18 protein-coding genes are annotated in these 19048 nt (G+C 36.3%); 5 read left to right on the plus strand and 13 right to left on the minus strand.

All coding sequences use genetic code 11. The features are described from left to right. Positions 1-175 precede the first annotated feature (175 nt). The 4 genes from CD003_RS07615 to CD003_RS07630 all read right to left on the minus strand — a co-directional run bounded on the left by CD003_RS07615 (position 176) and on the right by CD003_RS07630 (position 2818). Positions 176-1291: a cysteine desulfurase family protein gene (locus CD003_RS07615; RefSeq protein ID WP_096200554.1), complete on the minus strand. Its 1116-nt coding sequence runs from the start codon at positions 1289-1291 to the stop codon at positions 176-178. Between the two features lie 30 nt (positions 1292-1321). Then, positions 1322-2137, minus strand: a complete 816-nt coding sequence (locus CD003_RS07620; RefSeq protein WP_257008268.1) for a uroporphyrinogen-III synthase — start codon at positions 2135-2137, stop codon at positions 1322-1324. Between the two features lie 92 nt (positions 2138-2229). Further along, positions 2230-2523: a Dabb family protein gene (locus tag CD003_RS07625; protein ID WP_096200555.1), complete on the minus strand. Its 294-nt coding sequence runs from the start codon at positions 2521-2523 to the stop codon at positions 2230-2232. Between the two features lie 109 nt (positions 2524-2632). After that, positions 2633-2818: a BshB3 potential contributor to bacillithiol synthesis gene (locus CD003_RS07630; RefSeq protein ID WP_096200556.1), complete on the minus strand. Its 186-nt coding sequence runs from the start codon at positions 2816-2818 to the stop codon at positions 2633-2635. Positions 2819-2974: 156 nt separating this feature from the next. On the opposite strand from CD003_RS07630, the gene CD003_RS07635 reads away from it, so the two are divergent. Continuing rightward, complete coding sequence (locus CD003_RS07635; RefSeq protein ID WP_096200557.1) at positions 2975-3277, plus strand: hypothetical protein; 303 nt, start codon at positions 2975-2977, stop codon at positions 3275-3277. A 522-nt stretch (positions 3278-3799) separates the two neighbouring features. Here the strand turns inward: CD003_RS07635 and CD003_RS07640 are convergent. The 3 genes from CD003_RS07640 to panE form a co-directional block, all read right to left on the minus strand. Next, a complete protein-coding gene (locus CD003_RS07640) occupies positions 3800-5260 on the minus strand; it encodes a PAS domain S-box protein (protein WP_096200558.1) in 1461 nt (486 codons plus the stop codon). A gap of 170 nt (positions 5261-5430) precedes the next feature. Beyond that, positions 5431-6618: a methionine gamma-lyase gene (gene megL, locus CD003_RS07645; RefSeq protein WP_096200559.1), complete on the minus strand. Its 1188-nt coding sequence runs from the start codon at positions 6616-6618 to the stop codon at positions 5431-5433. A 157-nt stretch (positions 6619-6775) separates the two neighbouring features. Beyond that, positions 6776-7717: a 2-dehydropantoate 2-reductase gene (gene panE / locus CD003_RS07650; RefSeq protein WP_096200560.1), complete on the minus strand. Its 942-nt coding sequence runs from the start codon at positions 7715-7717 to the stop codon at positions 6776-6778. Positions 7718-7875: 158 nt separating this feature from the next. Between panE and CD003_RS07655 the strand changes: the two genes are divergently transcribed. Then, positions 7876-9057 (plus strand): MalY/PatB family protein, encoded by a 1182-nt coding sequence (locus tag CD003_RS07655; protein WP_096200561.1) that lies wholly within the window; start codon positions 7876-7878, stop codon positions 9055-9057. Positions 9058-9116: 59 nt separating this feature from the next. Here CD003_RS07655 and CD003_RS07660 read toward each other — a convergent pair whose 3' ends face one another. From CD003_RS07660 to CD003_RS07680, 5 genes are all read right to left on the minus strand, one after another. Further along, positions 9117-9860, minus strand: a complete 744-nt coding sequence (locus CD003_RS07660) for an SDR family NAD(P)-dependent oxidoreductase (protein WP_096200562.1) — start codon at positions 9858-9860, stop codon at positions 9117-9119. 12 nt (positions 9861-9872) lie between these two features. Beyond that, positions 9873-10622 (minus strand): ThiF family adenylyltransferase, encoded by a 750-nt coding sequence (locus CD003_RS07665; protein ID WP_096200563.1) that lies wholly within the window; start codon positions 10620-10622, stop codon positions 9873-9875. A 78-nt stretch (positions 10623-10700) separates the two neighbouring features. Next, positions 10701-11726 carry a GTP 3',8-cyclase MoaA gene (moaA, locus tag CD003_RS07670; protein WP_096200564.1) on the minus strand — a complete coding sequence of 342 codons (1026 nt, stop codon included), beginning with the start codon at positions 11724-11726 and terminating at the stop codon, positions 10701-10703. Positions 11727-11754: 28 nt separating this feature from the next. Then, entirely contained in the window at positions 11755-13671 is a 1917-nt protein-coding gene (locus tag CD003_RS07675) for a molybdopterin biosynthesis protein (RefSeq protein WP_096200565.1), read from the minus strand. Between the two features lie 11 nt (positions 13672-13682). Next, positions 13683-14915, minus strand: coding sequence for a molybdopterin molybdotransferase MoeA (locus CD003_RS07680; RefSeq protein WP_096200566.1), 1233 nt, complete (start codon positions 14913-14915; stop codon positions 13683-13685). Between the two features lie 219 nt (positions 14916-15134). Here CD003_RS07680 and CD003_RS07685 point away from each other — a divergent pair, with 219 nt between their 5' ends. Beyond that, positions 15135-15410, plus strand: coding sequence for a ubiquitin-like small modifier protein 1 (locus CD003_RS07685; RefSeq protein ID WP_096200567.1), 276 nt, complete (start codon positions 15135-15137; stop codon positions 15408-15410). 4 nt (positions 15411-15414) lie between these two features. After that, entirely contained in the window at positions 15415-15681 is a 267-nt protein-coding gene (locus CD003_RS07690) for a hypothetical protein (RefSeq protein ID WP_096200568.1), read from the plus strand. 103 nt (positions 15682-15784) lie between these two features. On the opposite strand, the gene CD003_RS07695 is transcribed toward CD003_RS07690, so the two are convergent. After that, positions 15785-17608: an aldehyde ferredoxin oxidoreductase family protein gene (locus tag CD003_RS07695; protein WP_096200569.1), complete on the minus strand. Its 1824-nt coding sequence runs from the start codon at positions 17606-17608 to the stop codon at positions 15785-15787. A gap of 169 nt (positions 17609-17777) precedes the next feature. Here CD003_RS07695 and CD003_RS07700 point away from each other — a divergent pair, with 169 nt between their 5' ends. Further along, the gene (locus tag CD003_RS07700; protein ID WP_096200570.1) at positions 17778-18767 is read left to right on the plus strand and encodes a ThiF family adenylyltransferase; all 990 of its coding nucleotides are present in this window, start codon (positions 17778-17780) and stop codon (positions 18765-18767) included. Positions 18768-19048 lie beyond the last annotated feature (281 nt).

A 19048-nucleotide genomic window follows, 5' to 3' on the forward strand; every position in this document is an offset into this window, starting at 1 on the left:
CCACTTATGATTATAGTAGGTTTATTTATTCTACTAGCAGGGGCAAATGGAGGGAAATTGGGATTAGCTCGCTGGTTACTCCCCTATATTAGAAAAATATATAAAAAGCTAACGTCAAAAGGTCAGGTGTAATAATAAGGAAGGGCGCTCCATAGTCACGAGCCCCCTCCTTACTCTACATATTTATTAATAGCTTTATAGCATGGTCAATCTCTTCTTTTGTTGTATACTTACCTAAGCTAAATCGAATAGCTCCTTTACCATCCTCTTCCGTCACACCCATTGCTTTTAAAACAGGTGATAATGTGACTTCGCCTGAATGACAAGCAGAACCAGTTGAAGCAGCTAGTTGCGGAAGTGCTGAAAGTATATCTTGTCCAACTTGATTCTTAAAGTTTATGTTCAACGTATTAGGTAAACGGTATTCTGGGTGACCATTTAAGGAAATACTTTCTTGAAAGTGTGATTTTAATTGCTCACAAAAGTAATCACGTAACTCTTTTACCTGTTCGTTTTTAGATATATCCTTCTTTGCTATTTCACATGCTTTACCTAACCCAACATCAAATACTACATTTTCAGTGCCTGCCCTTTTGCCGCTTTCATGACCAGCACCATGCATGAAGGATTCAATTTCAATCCCATCACGAATATACAAGGCTCCAATTCCTTTAGGTGCATATAATTTGTGCCCAGCAATTGTTAGGAAATCAATATGTAATTCATTAACATCGATAAGTACCTTTCCTATCGATTGTGAAGCATCTGTATGAAATAAGATGTTCTCTGCCTTTGCTAATTCCCCAATTTCTTTTATTGGTTGGATTGTTCCAACTTCATTGTTTGAGTGCATCACTGAAATTAATATTGTATCCTTCGTTATTGCTTTTTTGATGTCTTCTGGATTGACTCTTCCATACTCATCAACACCAATATATGTAACCTTCGCCCCTTGTTGTTCAAGATAGTTACAAGGATTTATGATGGCTGGATGCTCAATCGTTGTTGTAATGATATGGTTTCCTTTTTCTTTAAAACTAGAGAATACACCCTTTAAAACATGATTATTGGACTCACTCCCACCACTAGTAAAAATAATTTCTTTCGATTGGCAATTAATCAGGCTTGCGATTTGTTTTCTAGCTTCTTCTACAGCCTTTTTTGCTTGCATTCCTTGAAAATGCATGGCGGAAGGATTCCCATAGTAATTTTCTAAATATGGGAGCATTACTTCACGAACTTCTGGTGCAATGGGTGTACTTGCATTGTAATCTAAATAAATCTGTTCCACTATACAACAACTCCTTCCGTTCTAAAGTAGTTATCGATTTACTTTGTCACAATAATTTGTTAATTCAATAATCATTGCGCCCATTCTCTCGTTATCTGGAGCAATTATGCGTTGGACTCCTTCGTCTCGTAATGCTTCAGTAGTAACTTTCCCAACTGAAACAGCGATTGTTTGATTTTCAAATGCTTCGCTAATTTCTTTTACATAATCCTTTTCCTTGGCATGCTTGAATAATGAATAAACTTGAATGGCAGTTGTGAAACAAACAGCATCAATCTCTTTATTGATGATTTCTTTACAAACTTTATCCACTGTAGCTACGTCAGGCGCGATATGTTTGTAAGGTAAAATTTGAGTAACGATTGCTCCTTTATCTTCAAGAAATTGAATCAATCTAGGTGCAGATTCACCATGAAGTTGAACCATCACATGCTTCCCTTCTAAATCATGTGACTTTAAAGAACGAATTAACCCTTGATTTGTTCCATCATCATCGGTAGCAATTGGTGTAATACCAAGTTTTTTTAATGCATTTATTGACTTGTAGCCACGAGAGCCAACCTTGGCATTGCTAATTTTAGAAACAAATTCATCATATACGTTTACTTCTTTTGCGATATTTAAAAGTGCTTCAATGCCAATTCCAGTTGTAAAAATACACCAATCATTTTCTCCTTGGACAAAATTCAGTACATCTTGTCCCACATGCTTTTCATCAAAAAAAGTTGTCCCTTGAAGAGAACGAATAAGCGGTGTACCTCCTTGCTTAGTAATTAAATTACTCATTTCCTCAAGCTTACGAGAACCACCGATTGCTATGTTCATATTTGCTAATTTATTTCCCACAAAACATATCCCCTTTGTATGTATTATAGACGAATGAAGCTGCCCCAGAATCCAATTGTATTTTGGGACAACTTAAATATAGAGATTTGAGTTTATAGTTCGAAGTCTACTCCAATGCTATCTACTCGACCCACTTCTACTATGTATGAAGCAACTGCTTTGTGTTCAGGATTTACTACATAAGCGTCAAGTGCCGCTTGGTCTTCAAAACGTACCATTAATACAACTTGGTATTCTTTATTACGGTCTAGGATATTTAACCCCGCTTGAAGGTCAACAATGCCAGTTAGATGCTCCTTTAATGCTTTAAAACGTGTTACAACTTCCTGTAATTGCTCTTGCGTTGTCTCTTCAGAAAATTTTACAAGTACTGTACGTTGAATCATATGATTGCCTCTTTTCTAATAATTATTTTCATCATTAATTTTATCTAACTACTTAAAGTAAAGCAATTCCTTTAAAATTTTTATAAAGCAATTTCTTGTAATCTATCAATTATAGAACGAATGCAAGCACTGCAACGAGTACGATTACAACTGGCAGTACAAATATGTAAATAATTGACAGATTAGAAAAACTACGACTTTTATTATATTCTGTATCAAGGTTTTTCGTAACGTTTAAAGTAGCAATTAGTGCAATTATACTAATTATGAGGGCGATTCCGATAAGGACTAACATGAATTACCTCCTTTATTCTGATTTAATCATACTTTATTTATTGATTAACAATCTACAAAATGAATAAAAAACACTGTTGAGTTTTCGTATAACTTAGAAATTAATTGGCACGATATAGAGGGTAAGAAAATACATTCACTCGGGAGGAATTCATCCATGCAACAAAACCCACAAGCACAACAAGCAGCTCAACAGGCTCAGCAAGCAGTACAACAAGCTCAACAGGCAGTTCAACAAGCGACACAACAAGCAAATCCTCAAGCTATTCAACAAGCTCAACAGCAATTACAACAAGCACAACAACAAATTCAACAAGCTCAAGGTAGTGCACAACCTGCTCAGCAACAACAATATCAACAAGCTGCTCAACAAGTTCAACAGGCTGCTCAGCAATTACAGCAAGCACAACAACAGCAACAGCAGCAAATACAACAAAATCAAAACCAACAACAACAATAACGATAACGATAAATTTGCGAAAGGGCACCTTTTAACAGGAGCCCTTTCTTATTACTTATTTACGTTAAACTTCATTGTTAATTGATATAAATCTTCGGCCATTTTTGCTAGTTCAATTGCAGTTGCGGCTGTTTCTTCTATGCCTGCCGCACTTTGTTCTGTTGACGTTACAATACTTTCAATAGCCTACACTGACTAATTCCTTCGTTTGTATTTTTTTCATCATAAGTTGATTTTTCAAAGGAAGGTAGCAAATAAAAAAAGGTGAATGCTAGAAACATTAAAATTGGGATTGAACCAAGAATTAATAACTTTCCTTTCACTCCATCAATTTTTAATTTTCTTGTAAATTTTTAATCATGTGAGTCCCCTTGCAACATTTATGCTAGTACTTTTGTTGGATCTAGCTTATTTAAACTAAGAGAAAGGTAATCGTAGAAACGGCAGTTGTCTCTTATAGAACATGAAAAAGCTCTCAAAAGATGGTAGTAATCTTTTGAAAGCTTTTATTAATGGTAGATACTATAAGTTATTCAGCTGAGTAGATAAGACGACTTCTACTGTCGTACCTTCGCCTTCTTCACTAGAAATATGTATAGAGCCTTGATGATTTTCGATAATCTTAAAGCTTACCATCAGACCTATACCTGTCCCTTTTTCTTTTAATGTATAAAAAGGCTCACCTAATTTATGGATTCTATCTTTAGGAATCCCACAACCATTGTCTTTAAATTGAATACTTATACTAGAATCTTTTATATTCTGAATAACGTCTATTACAATCTTTCCATTCGATTCAACTGCATCTATTGAGTTTTGAAGAATATTAATAAACACTTGCTTTAATGCATTTGAATCACAAATTAACGGTGTAGGACCTACTACATTAAGGTCTATTTCTATTCCTTTTAATATAGCACTCGTCTTTTCTAGTGTAAGTACCTCTTCTAAAATAATTGATAAATCATTTTCAGCAAGGTTCATTCCCTGATGAGGTTTAGCAAGAGTGAGAAATTCATAAATAATTCTTTCTACACGATTAAGTTCAGTTTCAATTAAGGTGAAATGTTCCTCGTTAAACTCTTGGTATATCTTAAATAATTGGATAAACCCTTTTATTGTTGTAAGTGGATTACGTATTTCATGTGCTACACCTGCTGCAAGCTCTCCAACAACTGATAGTTTATCTGATTTTTGTAAAAATTCTTCATACTTCTTTTTTTCTGTCACATCACGATTGATAAACTGTACTGCTAGTTTATCTTTGTAATAGATGCTTGCTGAAGTTGATTCATACTTACGAATTTCACCATCGAGAGTTTTAACCTTGTAGTTTGAGAACACTTTTTTCGATTTGTCATTTTCCATTTCCACCAATTTACTTTTAAATACTTTATAACTTTCAGGTAGTAAAAAGTCTTTAACGCACTTCCCAATTATTTCACTTTCATCTTTTGCACCAAACTGTTGTAAAAAAGCACTATTAACATATACCAACTTTTCATCACAATGGATACCTATGGCATCACTTGAGGACTCAACAATTGTACGATAACGCTTCTCGCTCTCGATTAAACTGTTTTCTTTCCAAGTACGATACTTTTGTTCTAAGCTTTTCATTTTTGATATGTCCTGTATTTGTATTGATAGTATTTCTGAATTGTTAATTACAGCAACATCAACGATCGCCCAGATAATATCGCCATTTTTATGTATGTACCTTTTTTCAATTTGAAAGCTATTTATTTTCTTATTTTGTATGTCATTATATAATTGTTTATTTTTGTAAATATCATCTGGATGAGTGAGTTCTTTATACGAACTATTAATCAGTTCATTTTCTGTACAGCCGAATAGCTCACAGAAGGTATTGTTCACTTCTAATAAAACCCCTTTGGAAGTTGCAAATCCCATTCCTATCGAAGCGGTTTGAAAGGCAGTTTTATATAAGTTATGTTTGTCTATTGCTACTTCAGGTAACATTATGTCACCCTCCCCATAAAACTTGATATCCCTATTTTAAGTCTTATCTAGCTTTTCATCTACTCTTTTCTACAATTTTTGTAAAAATCAAACGGAGCATTCCATAGATTTGCGTATAGAAAGAGGATGTACAAAATAATAGAGTAACACCCTCTTTAAAATATTTCCAGCTATATAGCTTCTAGAGCTTGCTTTAAATCTGACCAAATATCTTTTCGTGATTCAAGCCCTACTGAAAGACGGAGCAATTCATTTGAAATCCCCATCTTTTGTCTCTCTTTTTCTGGTACAACGGCATGTGTCATTGAAGCAGGATGCTGAATTAATGTTTCTGCATCTCCTAGACTTACTGCAATTTTGATTAGTTTTAATTGATTTACGACTTTCACCGTATCATCATACGTACCGTTTACCTCAAATGAAAGAAGACCACCTCCAGAGTTCATTTGTTTCTTTGCTAAGTGAGAGTCTTGGTTTTCTTTGTCACCTGGATAGTAGACTGCTTTTACATTTGGATGAGATTTAAGTTTTTTACAAAGTTTTCTTGCATTTTCGCAATGTCGTTCCATTCTTACTGATAATGACTTAATCCCACGAATTAACAGCCATGCATCAAATGGAGCCATGACTCCTCCTATATCCTTTTGTGCCCCCTTCTTTAAGTTGGCAATTACATCTTTCTCTCCGACGACAATCCCACCAATTACATCCCCGTGTCCTCCAAGATATTTTGTCGCACTATGAACGACTAAATCACAACCGAATTCAAGTGGCTTTTGTAAATATGGCGTTGCAAAGGTATTATCGACAATAACTTTAATCCCTTTTTCTTTAGCGACTGCTGCAACCATCTTTAAATCAACAAGCTTCATTGTTGGGTTAATCGGTGTTTCTATATAGATACATGTTGTATTTTCTTTGATAGAGGCTTCAATTTCCTCTCTCGTCGTTAAATTTGAAAAGGTGTAGTCTATATTATATTTTTCATATAGAAGCTGTAAAAGACCAAAAGTACAACCGTAAATACCTTTCGAACAAAGGATATGGTCATTCGCTCTTGTTAAACCAATTAAAACAGCTGATACTGCAGCCATACCTGAAGCAAATGCAAGGCCGGCTTCACCGCCCTCTAGTTCAGCCATACGTTCTTCTAATACGTTCACTGTCGGGTTAGAAAGCCTCGAGTACATATAGCCATCTTCTCTTCCAGCAAATCGATTAGCTCCTTGCTCCAAAGTTGAAAAAGTAAATGTTGATGTTTGATAAATAGGTGGAGTTAGACTATCTAAATGTTGTTTGGAATTGTAGCCAGAATGAATAGCCTTCGTTTCAAATTGATGCTTCTCCTTTTTCTTCATCCTCATCCCCCTAACTGTTATAGTATGAAAACGCTTTCTCTCCGGTAATATATTTATATTATTAAAAATTGAACACAATACCGAAAACTTCTATAACAAAAAAGTGTTCCATACGGTCGATTTTACCTTTGGAACACTCCTGAATCTCTGGTATATTCTACGAGTTGACAGAACCTTCTTGTCGTTTCCTTTTTACCTCATATACTTTTAAATTTTGATACACAACATGTAATAACGGCGCATCAATATTATATTTTTGTGCTAGATTTAATAAGTATCCTTGTAAATGGTCACCCTCAGTTACGTACCCTTTTTCCATGTCTCTCTGCATTGAAGATTTCGTTTCATAAGATACTTTTTCCAATAAAATCAAATGCTTACTTACAATATCATCTGCAAGTGGCGCCTGATGAGCGAGCATAATCGATGCAATTTCAGAAAAAAGGTTTTGAACAAAATCTTTGCCGCCGTCACTTTCAAAGATTGAACCAACTGGAGCCCTCATTAAAGTAGTCATACTTGACATAGCTGCAATTAATAAATATTTATGCCACATTTCTTGTTCAATAAATGAACTTCGTTTAAATGACGCTTTTGTTCCACTTAGTACATCTTCAATTTTTTTTATTCGTTCAGTTTCTTTATTTTCAAATTCACCAAAAGTGACTTGGTCACCTTTACTCGTATGTACAATATGCCCTTGTTTATTTAATGTAGTTTCAATAAAGCACAATCCACCTATAACATTTTCTAAGCCAAATTCTTGTTGTAATGTTGGTAGGTGCCCTATTCCGTTTAATAATGGCAAAATGACTGTATTCTCACCTACAAACGGTTTAATGTCTTGTATTGCAGCGGCTAAGTGATAGGCTTTTGTTGAAAATAAAATTAAATCGAATGGTTCAGTCTTATCAGATGCCGTAACAACGTTAGGTCGGCATGTAAAATCGCCATTTATACTTTGTATGACTAATCCATCTTTCTCTAACTCTCCCTTTCTCCGTGTTCGAACTAGGAATGTTACATCTTCTCCTTTTTCTACTAATCTACCACCGAAATATCCACCAACGCCCCCTGCACCAACAACTAAAATTCTCATAATTATTTCTCCTTCCAATCCAGAATGAATGCTTTTCATTATATTTTACCAATTTTCCGATAATATCGCTATAAAAGAAAAATTAAAAGCAAGTTCTTCATTGGTTCGTTGTTTATATGGTAGGATGGAATAAATTACAAAGAAGGAGTGTTGAGTGCATGAGTGAATATTCTTTTGATAAAGTCGTTGAACGAAGAAATACAGGCTCTGCCAAGTGGGATATGGTTGATACTCTTTATCGTGGTAAGGACCTTTTACCATTTTGGGTTGCTGATATGGATTTTAAAGTCCCTACGGAAGTGATAGATGCTCTCCAACAAAAAGTATCTCACGGTGTTTTTGGTTATCCTGCACATTCTCCAAGTGCAAATAGTGCTGTTATAAACTGGTTAGCGACTCATTTTCATTGGAACATAGAAGCACAGTCTATTCTTTTTACGTCAGGTATCATCCCGACAATTAACAACATCATACAAGCTTTTTCAAATGAGGGTGACGAGATTATCATTCAAACTCCTGTATATCCCCCTTTCTATCAGCTTGTGACGAATAATAATCGAGAATTAGTTAAAAACCCATTGAAATATGAACAAGGTACATACAAGATGGATTTCGAACATCTAGAATCAGTTATTAGTGACAATACAAAAATGCTGATTTTGTGTAGTCCTCATAATCCAGTAGGGCGGGTTTGGAAAAAGGATGAGCTTGAACAATTAGCTGATATTTGCAAACGCCATAATTTACTTGTTATTTCAGATGAGATTCATGCAGATCTACTATATGACGGACATTCACATACTCCTATCGCTTCTGTATCCGAAGATATGGCAAAACGTACGTTCACTTGCTTAACTCCTAGTAAATCATTCAATCTTGCGGAATTTCATACGTCTTATGTAGTTATTGAGGAAGTTGAACTTAGATCACGTTTAAAAAAGCATTTAGCTATTCAATTTCAAAATACAACAAATTCCTTTGGTGAAATTGTGACTGAAGCAGCTTATACGTATGGTGAAAGCTGGCTCAAGGAACTTCGAATGTATTTAAAAGGAAATTATGATTTCGTTAAAGCGTATTTTGAAAAACATATACCATTACTATCGATTATTAAGCCAGAAGGAACTTATCTACTCTGGATTGATTGTAGTAAATTAGAGCTTTCATCTACAGAAAGAAAACGATGGTTAGTAGAAGATGCTAAAGTTGCTCTAAATCATGGGCCAACATTTGGAGAAGAGGGAGAATCGTTTGAACGAATGAATATTGCTTGCCCAAGAAAAACGCTTGAAGAAGGTCTGGAGAGAATTCATAGGGCTTATCAAAAGTTAAATAAATAAATAAATAAAAAATGGGCGAATTCACCTTCAAATGAATTCGCCCATTCCTTGTAAGAAACTTATTGTGCTGTATAGCCACCATCAACTAAAAGATTAGCTCCCGTAATAAAGCTTGCATCATCAGAAGCTAGGAATGTAACAGCTTTGGCTACTTCCTCTGATTTACCAAGACGCCCAATTGGATGAAGTGAGATTAAATGGTTCTTCATCTCATCATCTAGTTGGTCAAGTAAAGGTGTATCAATATAACCTGGACAAACTGCATTCACACGAATATTTTCTTTCGCATACTCAACAGCTAATGCTCTTGTTAAATTAACTACGCCACCTTTTGAAGCTGCGTAAGGAGCAGTTTGTGCCTGACCAACATGACCTAAAATTGAAGCATTATTTACAATACTTCCGCCACCATTTTTTTGCATAGCTTTAATTGAATGTTTTGCTGCTAGGAAAACACCATCTAAATTAATAGAGACAACTCTTCTCCATTCCTCAAGTGATAAATCAGCAGTTGGGCTTAACGCTCCAATACCAGCATTATTAAAGAGAATGTCTAGTTTTCCAAACTTAGACATCGTTGTGTCGATCATCTTTTCAATATGAGCTTCATTTGATACGTCAACATGAACATAAACAGCTACTACTTCCTCTTCGTTTAACTCTTGAACTAGTTTATTACCAAGCTCGTCATTTAAATCCGCAATAACGACCTTTGCCCCTTCCTTCACCATCTCACGTGCTGCATATTCTCCAATTCCACTTGAACCACCAGTAATAATAGCAACTTTATCTTGTAATCTCATCTAAATCTCCCCTTATTGTAGACTTCTTTTATTTCTTTTGTTATAGCACTGGCATAGCAGACATTTTTCATTTGGCTTGGGACGCTCTACTTCTTTAACAGAATTCTCCCAACCATCAATTGTGAGAATAGTTCTGCGTAATGCATCTTTTTTCCCAATTAAATACTTCATTCCCTCTATCGCTTGATAAGAAGCAATAATATCCGTAACTGGTCCAAATAAGTCCATACTAACATCGTTAAATATGCTATGTAAGCGTAAGCATTCTAGGCAAGCGGTTTGTTCAGGTATAAATGTTACTTGCCTACCAGTTGATCCTTTGACAGTTCCGTAAATAAAAGGAAGAGCATTGTTATAACAGTAGGTACTTAGTAAGCTACATACTTCGGAATTGTTAGTTCCATTGAATACTAAATCAATTCCGTCGCATACTTCCTTTATATTACTTTCTGTAAGTTCTTTGTAAATTCCTTCTATTATAATGGAAGAATTTACTATTTTTAAACTTTGTATTACTGTTTGTACTTTTTGTACGGTTATTTTTTCTCTATTAAAAAGATTTGGTTGAGCAGGAGTCTCTGGGCGAAGAGTGTCTTTATCGACAATACGTATAGAGCCAACGCCTGCGCGTACCAAATGGTTGGCAAGCACAATACCTAATGAACCCATTCCGACTATGAGTACCTTACTTTGGTTAAGCTTTTCCTGACCATCTTTTCCAATATGGCTAAATAAGATTTGTCGAGAATATCTTTGGTCCATTCTCTTTTTCCTCCTAGTTATGAGTGTCCCAAAAGTCGACTGTTCCCTTTTGGGACACCATCCAGGTATGCATAAACATTATCCACCGATATGAGACATTTCAACTTTTTTTCTATTATTTAATTCAGGGGTTTCTTTTAATCTAATTTCCGAATAGTTGTCATCACGCTTGTTCCAAATTCCAGTAAGTAAATTAAGTAACTCCTCGTCACTAGCTCCCTTTCTAAGAGGGGTTTGAATATCCTTACCTGACGAGGAAAACAAACACGTATATAAATGCCCTTCCGCTGAAAGTCTAGCTCTTGTACACGATGAACAAAACGCCTGAGTAACAGAAGAAATTACACCTACCTCATTAGATTCTCCTATATAACGATAGCGACTTGCTACCTCTCCATAGTAATTTGGATCAATCGGTTCAAGAGGCATCTCCTCATTAATCATTTGGATGATATCCTTACTAGGAACGACATTTTCAAGCTTCCAACCATTTGTATTTCCAACATCCATAAATTCGATGAAACGTAAAATAATTCCTTTGTCGCGGAAATAGCGTGCCATTGGTAGAATATCTGCTTCGTTACTTCCCTTTTGAACGACCATATTTATTTTCACTTTTAAACCAACAGCTAATGCTGCATCAATTCCGTCTAGTACGCTCTGAACAGAATAATCTCGTCCGTTAATTTTGCCGAAGCGTTCATCATCAAGACTATCTAAACTTATTGAGACTCGGTGTAATCCAACTTGTTTTAGCTTTTCAGCGTGTTTAGGTAGTAATGAACCATTTGTTGTCATCGCAATATCTTGGATACCATCAACCTCTGAAAGCATTTGAATTAAAAGGTGCAAGTCCTTTCTCATTAATGGTTCTCCACCAGTAATGCGTAACTTTTCAACACCGAGCTTAGAAAAAAGCTTTGTTAATCGGACAATTTCTTCAAAACTTAGAAGTCTGTCCTGTGGTAGGAATTGAAAATCAGGTCCAAATATCTCTGAGGGCATACAATAACTACATCGAAAATTGCATTTATCAGTAACAGATATTCTTAAATCACGGAGAGGTCTTTTTTTTGCATCGATTGCGTTTCTTGATTTGTTCATTTCATTTCCACCTCTCTATCAAAGTAATTTAGAAGGAGATAGCAGTTCCTATGTTATCAAATTTATAGCCACCTAAAGCTTCTAATTTGTTTCGGAAAGACTCGCTCTTCATCGTGTTTATTAATGCTTGTCCTGAAGTACTTTCATAAAACTCTTTGCTCATTAATAAATCGTATGATTCATAAGAAACCGGTACAAAGTCAAGTCCTAATGCACTGGCAGCTGAGTAAATCCCGAGTCCAGTATCAGCAGAACCGCTTTTTACAGCAGCTCCAATACTTAAATGTGTGTACATTTCCCGTGAGTATCCTTTTATTTCTTCTCGGTTGATTCCTTCTTGGTCTAGCAAATAATCAAAAAGTAGTCTAGTACCTGCACCTCTTTGACGGTTTACATATAAGGCTTCTTTTGAAATAATGTCTTCAATTGAGCCAATTCCTTTCGGGTTCCCCTTTGGTACTATCCACCCTTGTTCTCTTTGTAAAAATTTAACGAGTACAACCTCTTCATCTTTTAAGTACTGCTTTACGTACGGAGCATTATACTCTCCTGATTCACTGTGTAAAAGGTGGATACCGGCTACATGAGCCTCTCCCTTTTTAATCGCCATAATTCCAGCCATACTACCAGTATGGGAAGAAATTAATTGCTTTGAGTGATCCTCTTGGCGTATTAATGATGACAATACATCTAGTGATAAATCGTGACTTCCAGAAAATAATATAGAGTTATTAATCTCGGTTATAGGTTTATATAATTCTATTTCCACTTCTTCTCCCTGCTCATGTCCTTGGGAATGACTCGGTACGACGAGCAAACCGTCTGCTCTCACAAGAGACATTGTCACTCCTGCACCTCTTGTTAGTGGATTTGCAATGTATTGACCATTTACATACCCAATATTCATTCGAATAAAATCCTCAGATCCCATAGTAGAAACTATTCTTCTACCTAATGTTACTTTTAATGTTTCTCTTTTAGGTGTGGGGATTCCGAGATACTTACAGACTAAAGGTTGTACAAACCATTCCATTGTTAAATAAGCAGAGACAGGATAACCAGGTAAGCCGATAACAATTGTGTCTCTTACTTTCCCTAATACAACTGGCTTACCAGGACGTGTCGCCACACCATGAGTAAAGACTTCTCCTAATTCTCCAATTATATGAACTGTATAATCTTCAGAACCAGCTGATGAGCCAGCGTTAATAATTACTATATCTGAGTCCTCTGTTGCATCAAGGATGGCTTGTCTAATATGGTCAGGTTCATCTTTGATAATCCCTTTATATACGGGATTTGCTCCCCATTCATGTAAATAGTTTTCAAAAACTCTCCCATTAAATTCAATAATGTCGCCACGTTTCACGTCGAGTGTAGGTTCAACTAATTCACTTCCTGTTGGGATAACAGCAACAGTTGGCTTTTTGACCGTTGGAATTGTCAAAATTCCACCTGCTAGTAGCGCCCCTAAGTCAACAGGCCGCAAACAATGCCCTTGTGGAAACAGCATTTCGCCACTAACTACATCTTCACCAACAGGCCTAATATGCTGCCAAGGTGTTGCAGGCTCAATTATTTCGATCGTGCCTTGTGCCAGCTCCTGTACATGCTCAATCATAATAACTGCATTAAATCGGTCTGGAATTGGATCACCAGTGTCAATGTAAATAAAATCTAGTTCCTCAGTTAACTGTAGTGGGTGCTTTTCATGAGCACCGTACGTCTCTTCTGCGACTACAGCAATTCCGTCCATAGCAGAGGCATGAAAATGAGGCATTGAAAGAGTGGCATAAATTGGTTCAGCCGTAATCCTTCCTCTTGCTTCTATCGTTTGAACCAATTCAACTTGCTGTGGTGTTTGAAATTCATCTAGTAGCTGCTTAAGTGCTACTTCTCTTGGTCTGTCCTCTAGATAAATTTTTCTTTTTACTTTAGCTGCCATTTCATTTCCTCCTATCGAAATAAATACACTGATACAGTTTCACCTTGCCTAATGCCTTCTTTTACTGAAGGTACTTCGACCATTCCATCACTAGATACAAGCGTTGAAATCAATCCTGATTTACCTAGAACTGGATAAGCTACCCACTTATTGTCTTCCTTTATAATACGAACACGAATATAATCAGACCGTCCAGCACTTGATGGTAGATTTTGTGAAATTATAGCTTCTACTTTAGTTGGTAAATCCTTTTCTGACATTCCTGTTAGAACAGTAATAATTCGTTCACCAAAAAGCTTATAAATCACCATTGCTGATGCGGGGTGTCCTGGTAACCCTAGAATTGGTTTTCCGTTACCAATTCCAAAGATGGTTGGCTTTCCGGGCTTAACTGACACACCATGAACAAGAACCCCTGGCTCACCTAGAGCAGAAATGACATCTGTCGTATAATCCTTTGCCCCAACGGAACTACCACCTGACATGACAAGTAAATCAACTTGGTCATAAAGTTCCTTCGCCTTTGAATAGAATATATCATAGTCATCAGGAACGATCCCTCCATTAACAATATCTGCATTTAACTCTTTAGACATCGCTAATATCGTTAACTGATTAATATCTCGTACTTGACCAGCTTGTAACGCTTCTGTTTCGTAAGGCATAATCTCATCCCCTGATGATAGATACCCTACTTTTACTTTTCGGTAAACGTTGACACGTGTAATTCCAACTGAACCTAATACTCCGAGTTCCTGAGGTCTTAGTTTTGTACCCTTTTCAAGAAGTGTTTCATTTTCTTCTACATCTTCCCCTGCAATGATAATGTTTTCACCAGGTGCTACTTGTTTATATGTGTTTAATAGACCGTTAATATCTTCGCAATGCTCAATCATAATAATACTATCGCATCCAGGAGGGACCATACCACCAGTTGGTATATACATTGCTTCACCAAATCCAAGCTCAGTTGTCGCTTCTTCTCCCATATGAATTTCCCCTGTTACATTTAAGAAAGCAGGCATAGATTCAGAGGATCCGAATGTGTCTCTTGCATGAACTGCATAACCATCAACAGTTGAACGACTAAAACTTGGAACATTTTCTTTCGAGACAATATCTTCAGCTAAAATATATCCAAGTGCCTCTTCAAGTGGTAATGTAATAATTTCTTTTATAGGCTTAACATTATCTATTATAATTTCTAACGTTTCTTCAACGGATTTCACTTCATAAAATAACATAGGTGCCTCCTCGGTTCTTATGATCGTCTCTCTTTCACTTTACATCAGAGAAGGGAAACATCGACCTTTTTCTTAATTAGTTAATAGATATTTCGATAAATTTTTACGAAAATCCTTCTTTGGTTATATAATATTTCTAATTTTCTATTTAAATATTGTTAATTACTAGTATTCATTAGATAATAAAGATAAGTAGACTAAGCAAAGTTGGTGATTAATATGGAAATAAAGGTATTTGCTGATTTTCGTGTGATTTGTGGTGGGAAATTCGTATCGCTTGAGAATGTAGAGGGTAAACCAATACTCGACGTATTAAATCAATTAATCTCTCGATTTCCGGATATGAAGGAAGAATTGTTTACAGAAACTTTTGAAATCAAGCCACTTGTCCATGTATTTATTAACGGTAAAAATATTCTGTACTTAAATGGACTTAATTCAATAGTTTCTGAATCCGATACAGTAGCATTGTTTCCTCCAGTAGCCGGGGGGTGATAAGGTGTACGAAAAGCAATTAGAATTTAGAGGGATTCATAGAGAAGATATTGTTCAATACCTTCTCCTTTTAGGTGGTAATCAAAAAAATAACGTGCTTGGGGATTTCGTTGGTGAACAATGGGAAGCTGTTGTATCTGAAGAAAGCTTTATGCGTTTATTTCATTCTGATATTCCAGTTGTTTTTGTAACGTTTACTTCTGAGAATGAGGAATTATGTAAAGAAGTGATTCGTAAGCTGCGGTTGAAAACATTTCGGGCTGGTGGATGATTGCATATTAACAGAACAAAATCCGCATAGCGGAATTTGTTAAAAAACAACAAGAAAGACTAAGCGTAAAAATTACACGCTTAGTCTTTTCTCTTGGAAATATTTATGCTCCGATTTCAGCTTCTGGTATGTCAAGTTCCTTTAATTTTTCTGGTGGAACTGTTCCATCAACCCAGCCTCTTACTTCATAATAATCTTTTAGCATAATAGGTAATTGACTTACCTCTCCTTCAGACCCACCTTGAGCTGGCTCAGTAAGGAATCTTTGTGGAAGAGTATCAGTTGACCCGTCAAACCCTGCTAAATTATTAAAATAACGCTCTAGGTTATACACTCTTTCACCAATTTTTAGAATTTCGTCACCTGTTAAGTCAATACCAACAACTGCTGAGTATTGCTCTGCATAGTGATCAGGATTTTCCGCAAACGCAGAGAATTTACATAAATCCAAAGAATCAGAGAATGCATGCAAGTCTTGGAATATTTTAAGTAATTCTCCCTTACCTTCTGTTTCAAGTCGGTTCGTAGGCTCAGGAATACCCGCAACCTCACTCGCTACACTGTACCCTCTTAAATGACATGCACCACGGTTACTAGTCGCAAATCCTAAACCGATACCTTGAATACCACGAGGATCGTATGCTGGGATCGATTGGTTTTTAACAACCATTGCAATGTTTGGATCACCGAAGTGCTTCGCTGCGATACCAGGTCCATCAGCTAAAATATTACCAATGCCCTCACGATTAACAATCTTTTCAACCCAGTTAATCATCGTATCTACATCGCCCCAATCAAGACGATCTTGTGTTAACCCTTTTTCATATGCTTCCATCGCTGTTGAGAAAGCATTTCCTAATTCGATTGTATCCATGCCGTATTCATTACAAAGGTTAATTAAGAAAGCAACAGCTTCTTTATTTGAAGTTCCACAGTTTGGACCTAGTGCCCAAGCTGACTCATATTCAAAGCTTTCTACCTTTGTTTTGTATTTACCTTCTTTTACTTCTACTTCAATTTTACAAGCAACAGGACATGCATGACATGTTGGATCGGCAATCTTAATTTCCGCATTAACGCTCTCACCACTAATTTCATCAGCTGTTTCAAACGTTGTAAATTGCGAATTTTTCGCTGGTAACGCACCAATTGTATTTGTAATATTCATTAGTACGTTTGTACCATAAACAGATAGTCCACCCTTTTTCGGTGCAGTTAAAGGACCATTAATAATAGCATTTAACCCACTTTTAATTGCTGCAGGATATTTATCTGGTTGTGCGGGCTGAGGCATATTTCCTTTTTGCGCTGCTTTAATTACGATTGCTTTAAGGTTTTTTGAACCAGCTACTGTTCCAGAACCACCACGACCAGCTGCACGATCCATCTCATTCATCCAGCCAGCGTATTTAACTAAGTTCTCACCTGCAGGTCCGATGGCCATAACACTAGTATTATCACCATGTTTGTCTTGTAATGCTTTAATCGTACCTCTTACACCTTGTCCCCATAAATCAGATGCGTCTTTTAATTCTGCTACACCATTTTCTACATATAAGTAGACAGGCTTATTGCTTTTACCTGTAAAGATTAGGTTATCAAAACCTGCCCATTTAAGGCGTGCAGCTGTCCAGCCCCCCATATGTGAATCTGTGATAGTCCCTGTAAGTGGTGAACGAGTAACAGTACACAAACGACCACTCATATGGATTCTTGTTCCAGTCAAAGGCCCAGTCATGATACAAAGCATGTTATCTGCTGAAAGAGGATCAACATTATACACCTTTTGGTCCATTAAGTATTTCACACCTAACCCTCTTGCACCAACATATTTCTTTACATCATCTTCATTTAACTTCTTGTACTGAACAGTACCTTCTGTTAAATCTACCCAGGCCTCGTGGTTTCTATATCCACCCAGATTCATATACAACCCCTCCTTTTGATAGTTTCAATCTTTTAAATACTACAAAAATTGATAGATTCCTTCTTATTTTGAGAAAAAATTTTATTGGTTATAGAATTTTTTTATGCTATCCTCTTACTAATCTTACTGACTGAAATACATATTTAGTACTAATAAGGGAGTTAAATTTATGGGGCTATTTAATAAAAAAACTCAAGAACTACTAAAAGAAAAAACAGTAGCAATTATTGGAGTTGGTGCACTGGGGACGGTTGCTGCTTATCACATCGCAAGAGCAGGGATTGGCACTGTTCGATTAATAGACCGTGACTTTGTTGAGTTAAGTAATTTACAAAGGCAGATGCTATTCGATGAAGATGATGTGAAACAAAATCTACCTAAAGTAATTGCAGCACAACAAAAGCTTAATTTAATTACAGGTGTGAACATTCAACCCTGTATCAATGATGTAAACGCTACTTCAATAGAGGAATTAGTTGGAGATTGTGATTTGATTATTGATGCGACTGATAATATGGCAACTAGATTTTTGATTAACGATGTAAGTATAAAACATAACATACCGTGGGTTTATGGAGGTGCAATTCATTCTAGAGGGATGTTTTTCTCAATCATTCCTGATGAAACTCCTTGCTTACAATGCTTATTCCCTGGTTCTTATGAACAACATGGTGAAACATGTGATACGGTTGGGGTACTTGGGCCATTAGTAAACATAATTGCTTCGTACCAAGTAATAGAAGCTTGTAAAATTCTCCTAGGTTATAAGAAATACGTAAACAAGCAGTTAAATCAAATTGATACATGGAACTTTGACTACGATGAAATCCCAATCGAATACTCTCAAAATCCTGAATGCCCTTGCTGTGCAAATAGGAACTTCACCTATCTTGAAAATCAAGAAAATGAAATGTTCATATCACAACTCTGCGGACGAGATAGTATCCAAATCACACCATCAAGAAAAACAAAGCTAGACTTACAGAAATGGGCAAAAAAATGGGAAGCTATCGGAAACGTAACAATAACTCCCTTCCTACTCAGACTAGACTACAGCCCCTACCAACTAACCCTATTCCAAGACGGCCGCCTCCTAATAAAAGGAGCCCAAACCGAAACCGAAGCAAAAAATATCTATGCAAGATTTATAGGACACTAAAAGCCAAAGGGCGGTTTTCCCTTTGGCTTTTAGTGTCCTGCAATGAGCGGAATCGCTGTATTCTTTTAAGTATGTTAGGAGTGGTTTTCTCCTAACAGACGCACAGCGTATGAAGCCATTGCCTCTTTTCCATAAAGGGCGTTCTTTCCTTTGCAAATTAGTTTCCTGCAATGAGTGAAGTCGCTGTTATCTTTTAAGCCCAAAAGTTCTCTCAATTTAATTAAACCTGAGCAAGTAATAGATGTAAGTGGTTGGGTGTTAAAGCCTTAAAACAAAAAAGC

The sequence above is a fragment of the Bacillus sp. FJAT-45350 genome, assembly GCF_002335805.1.
Lineage (GTDB): Bacteria > Bacillota > Bacilli > Bacillales > NISU01 > FJAT-45350.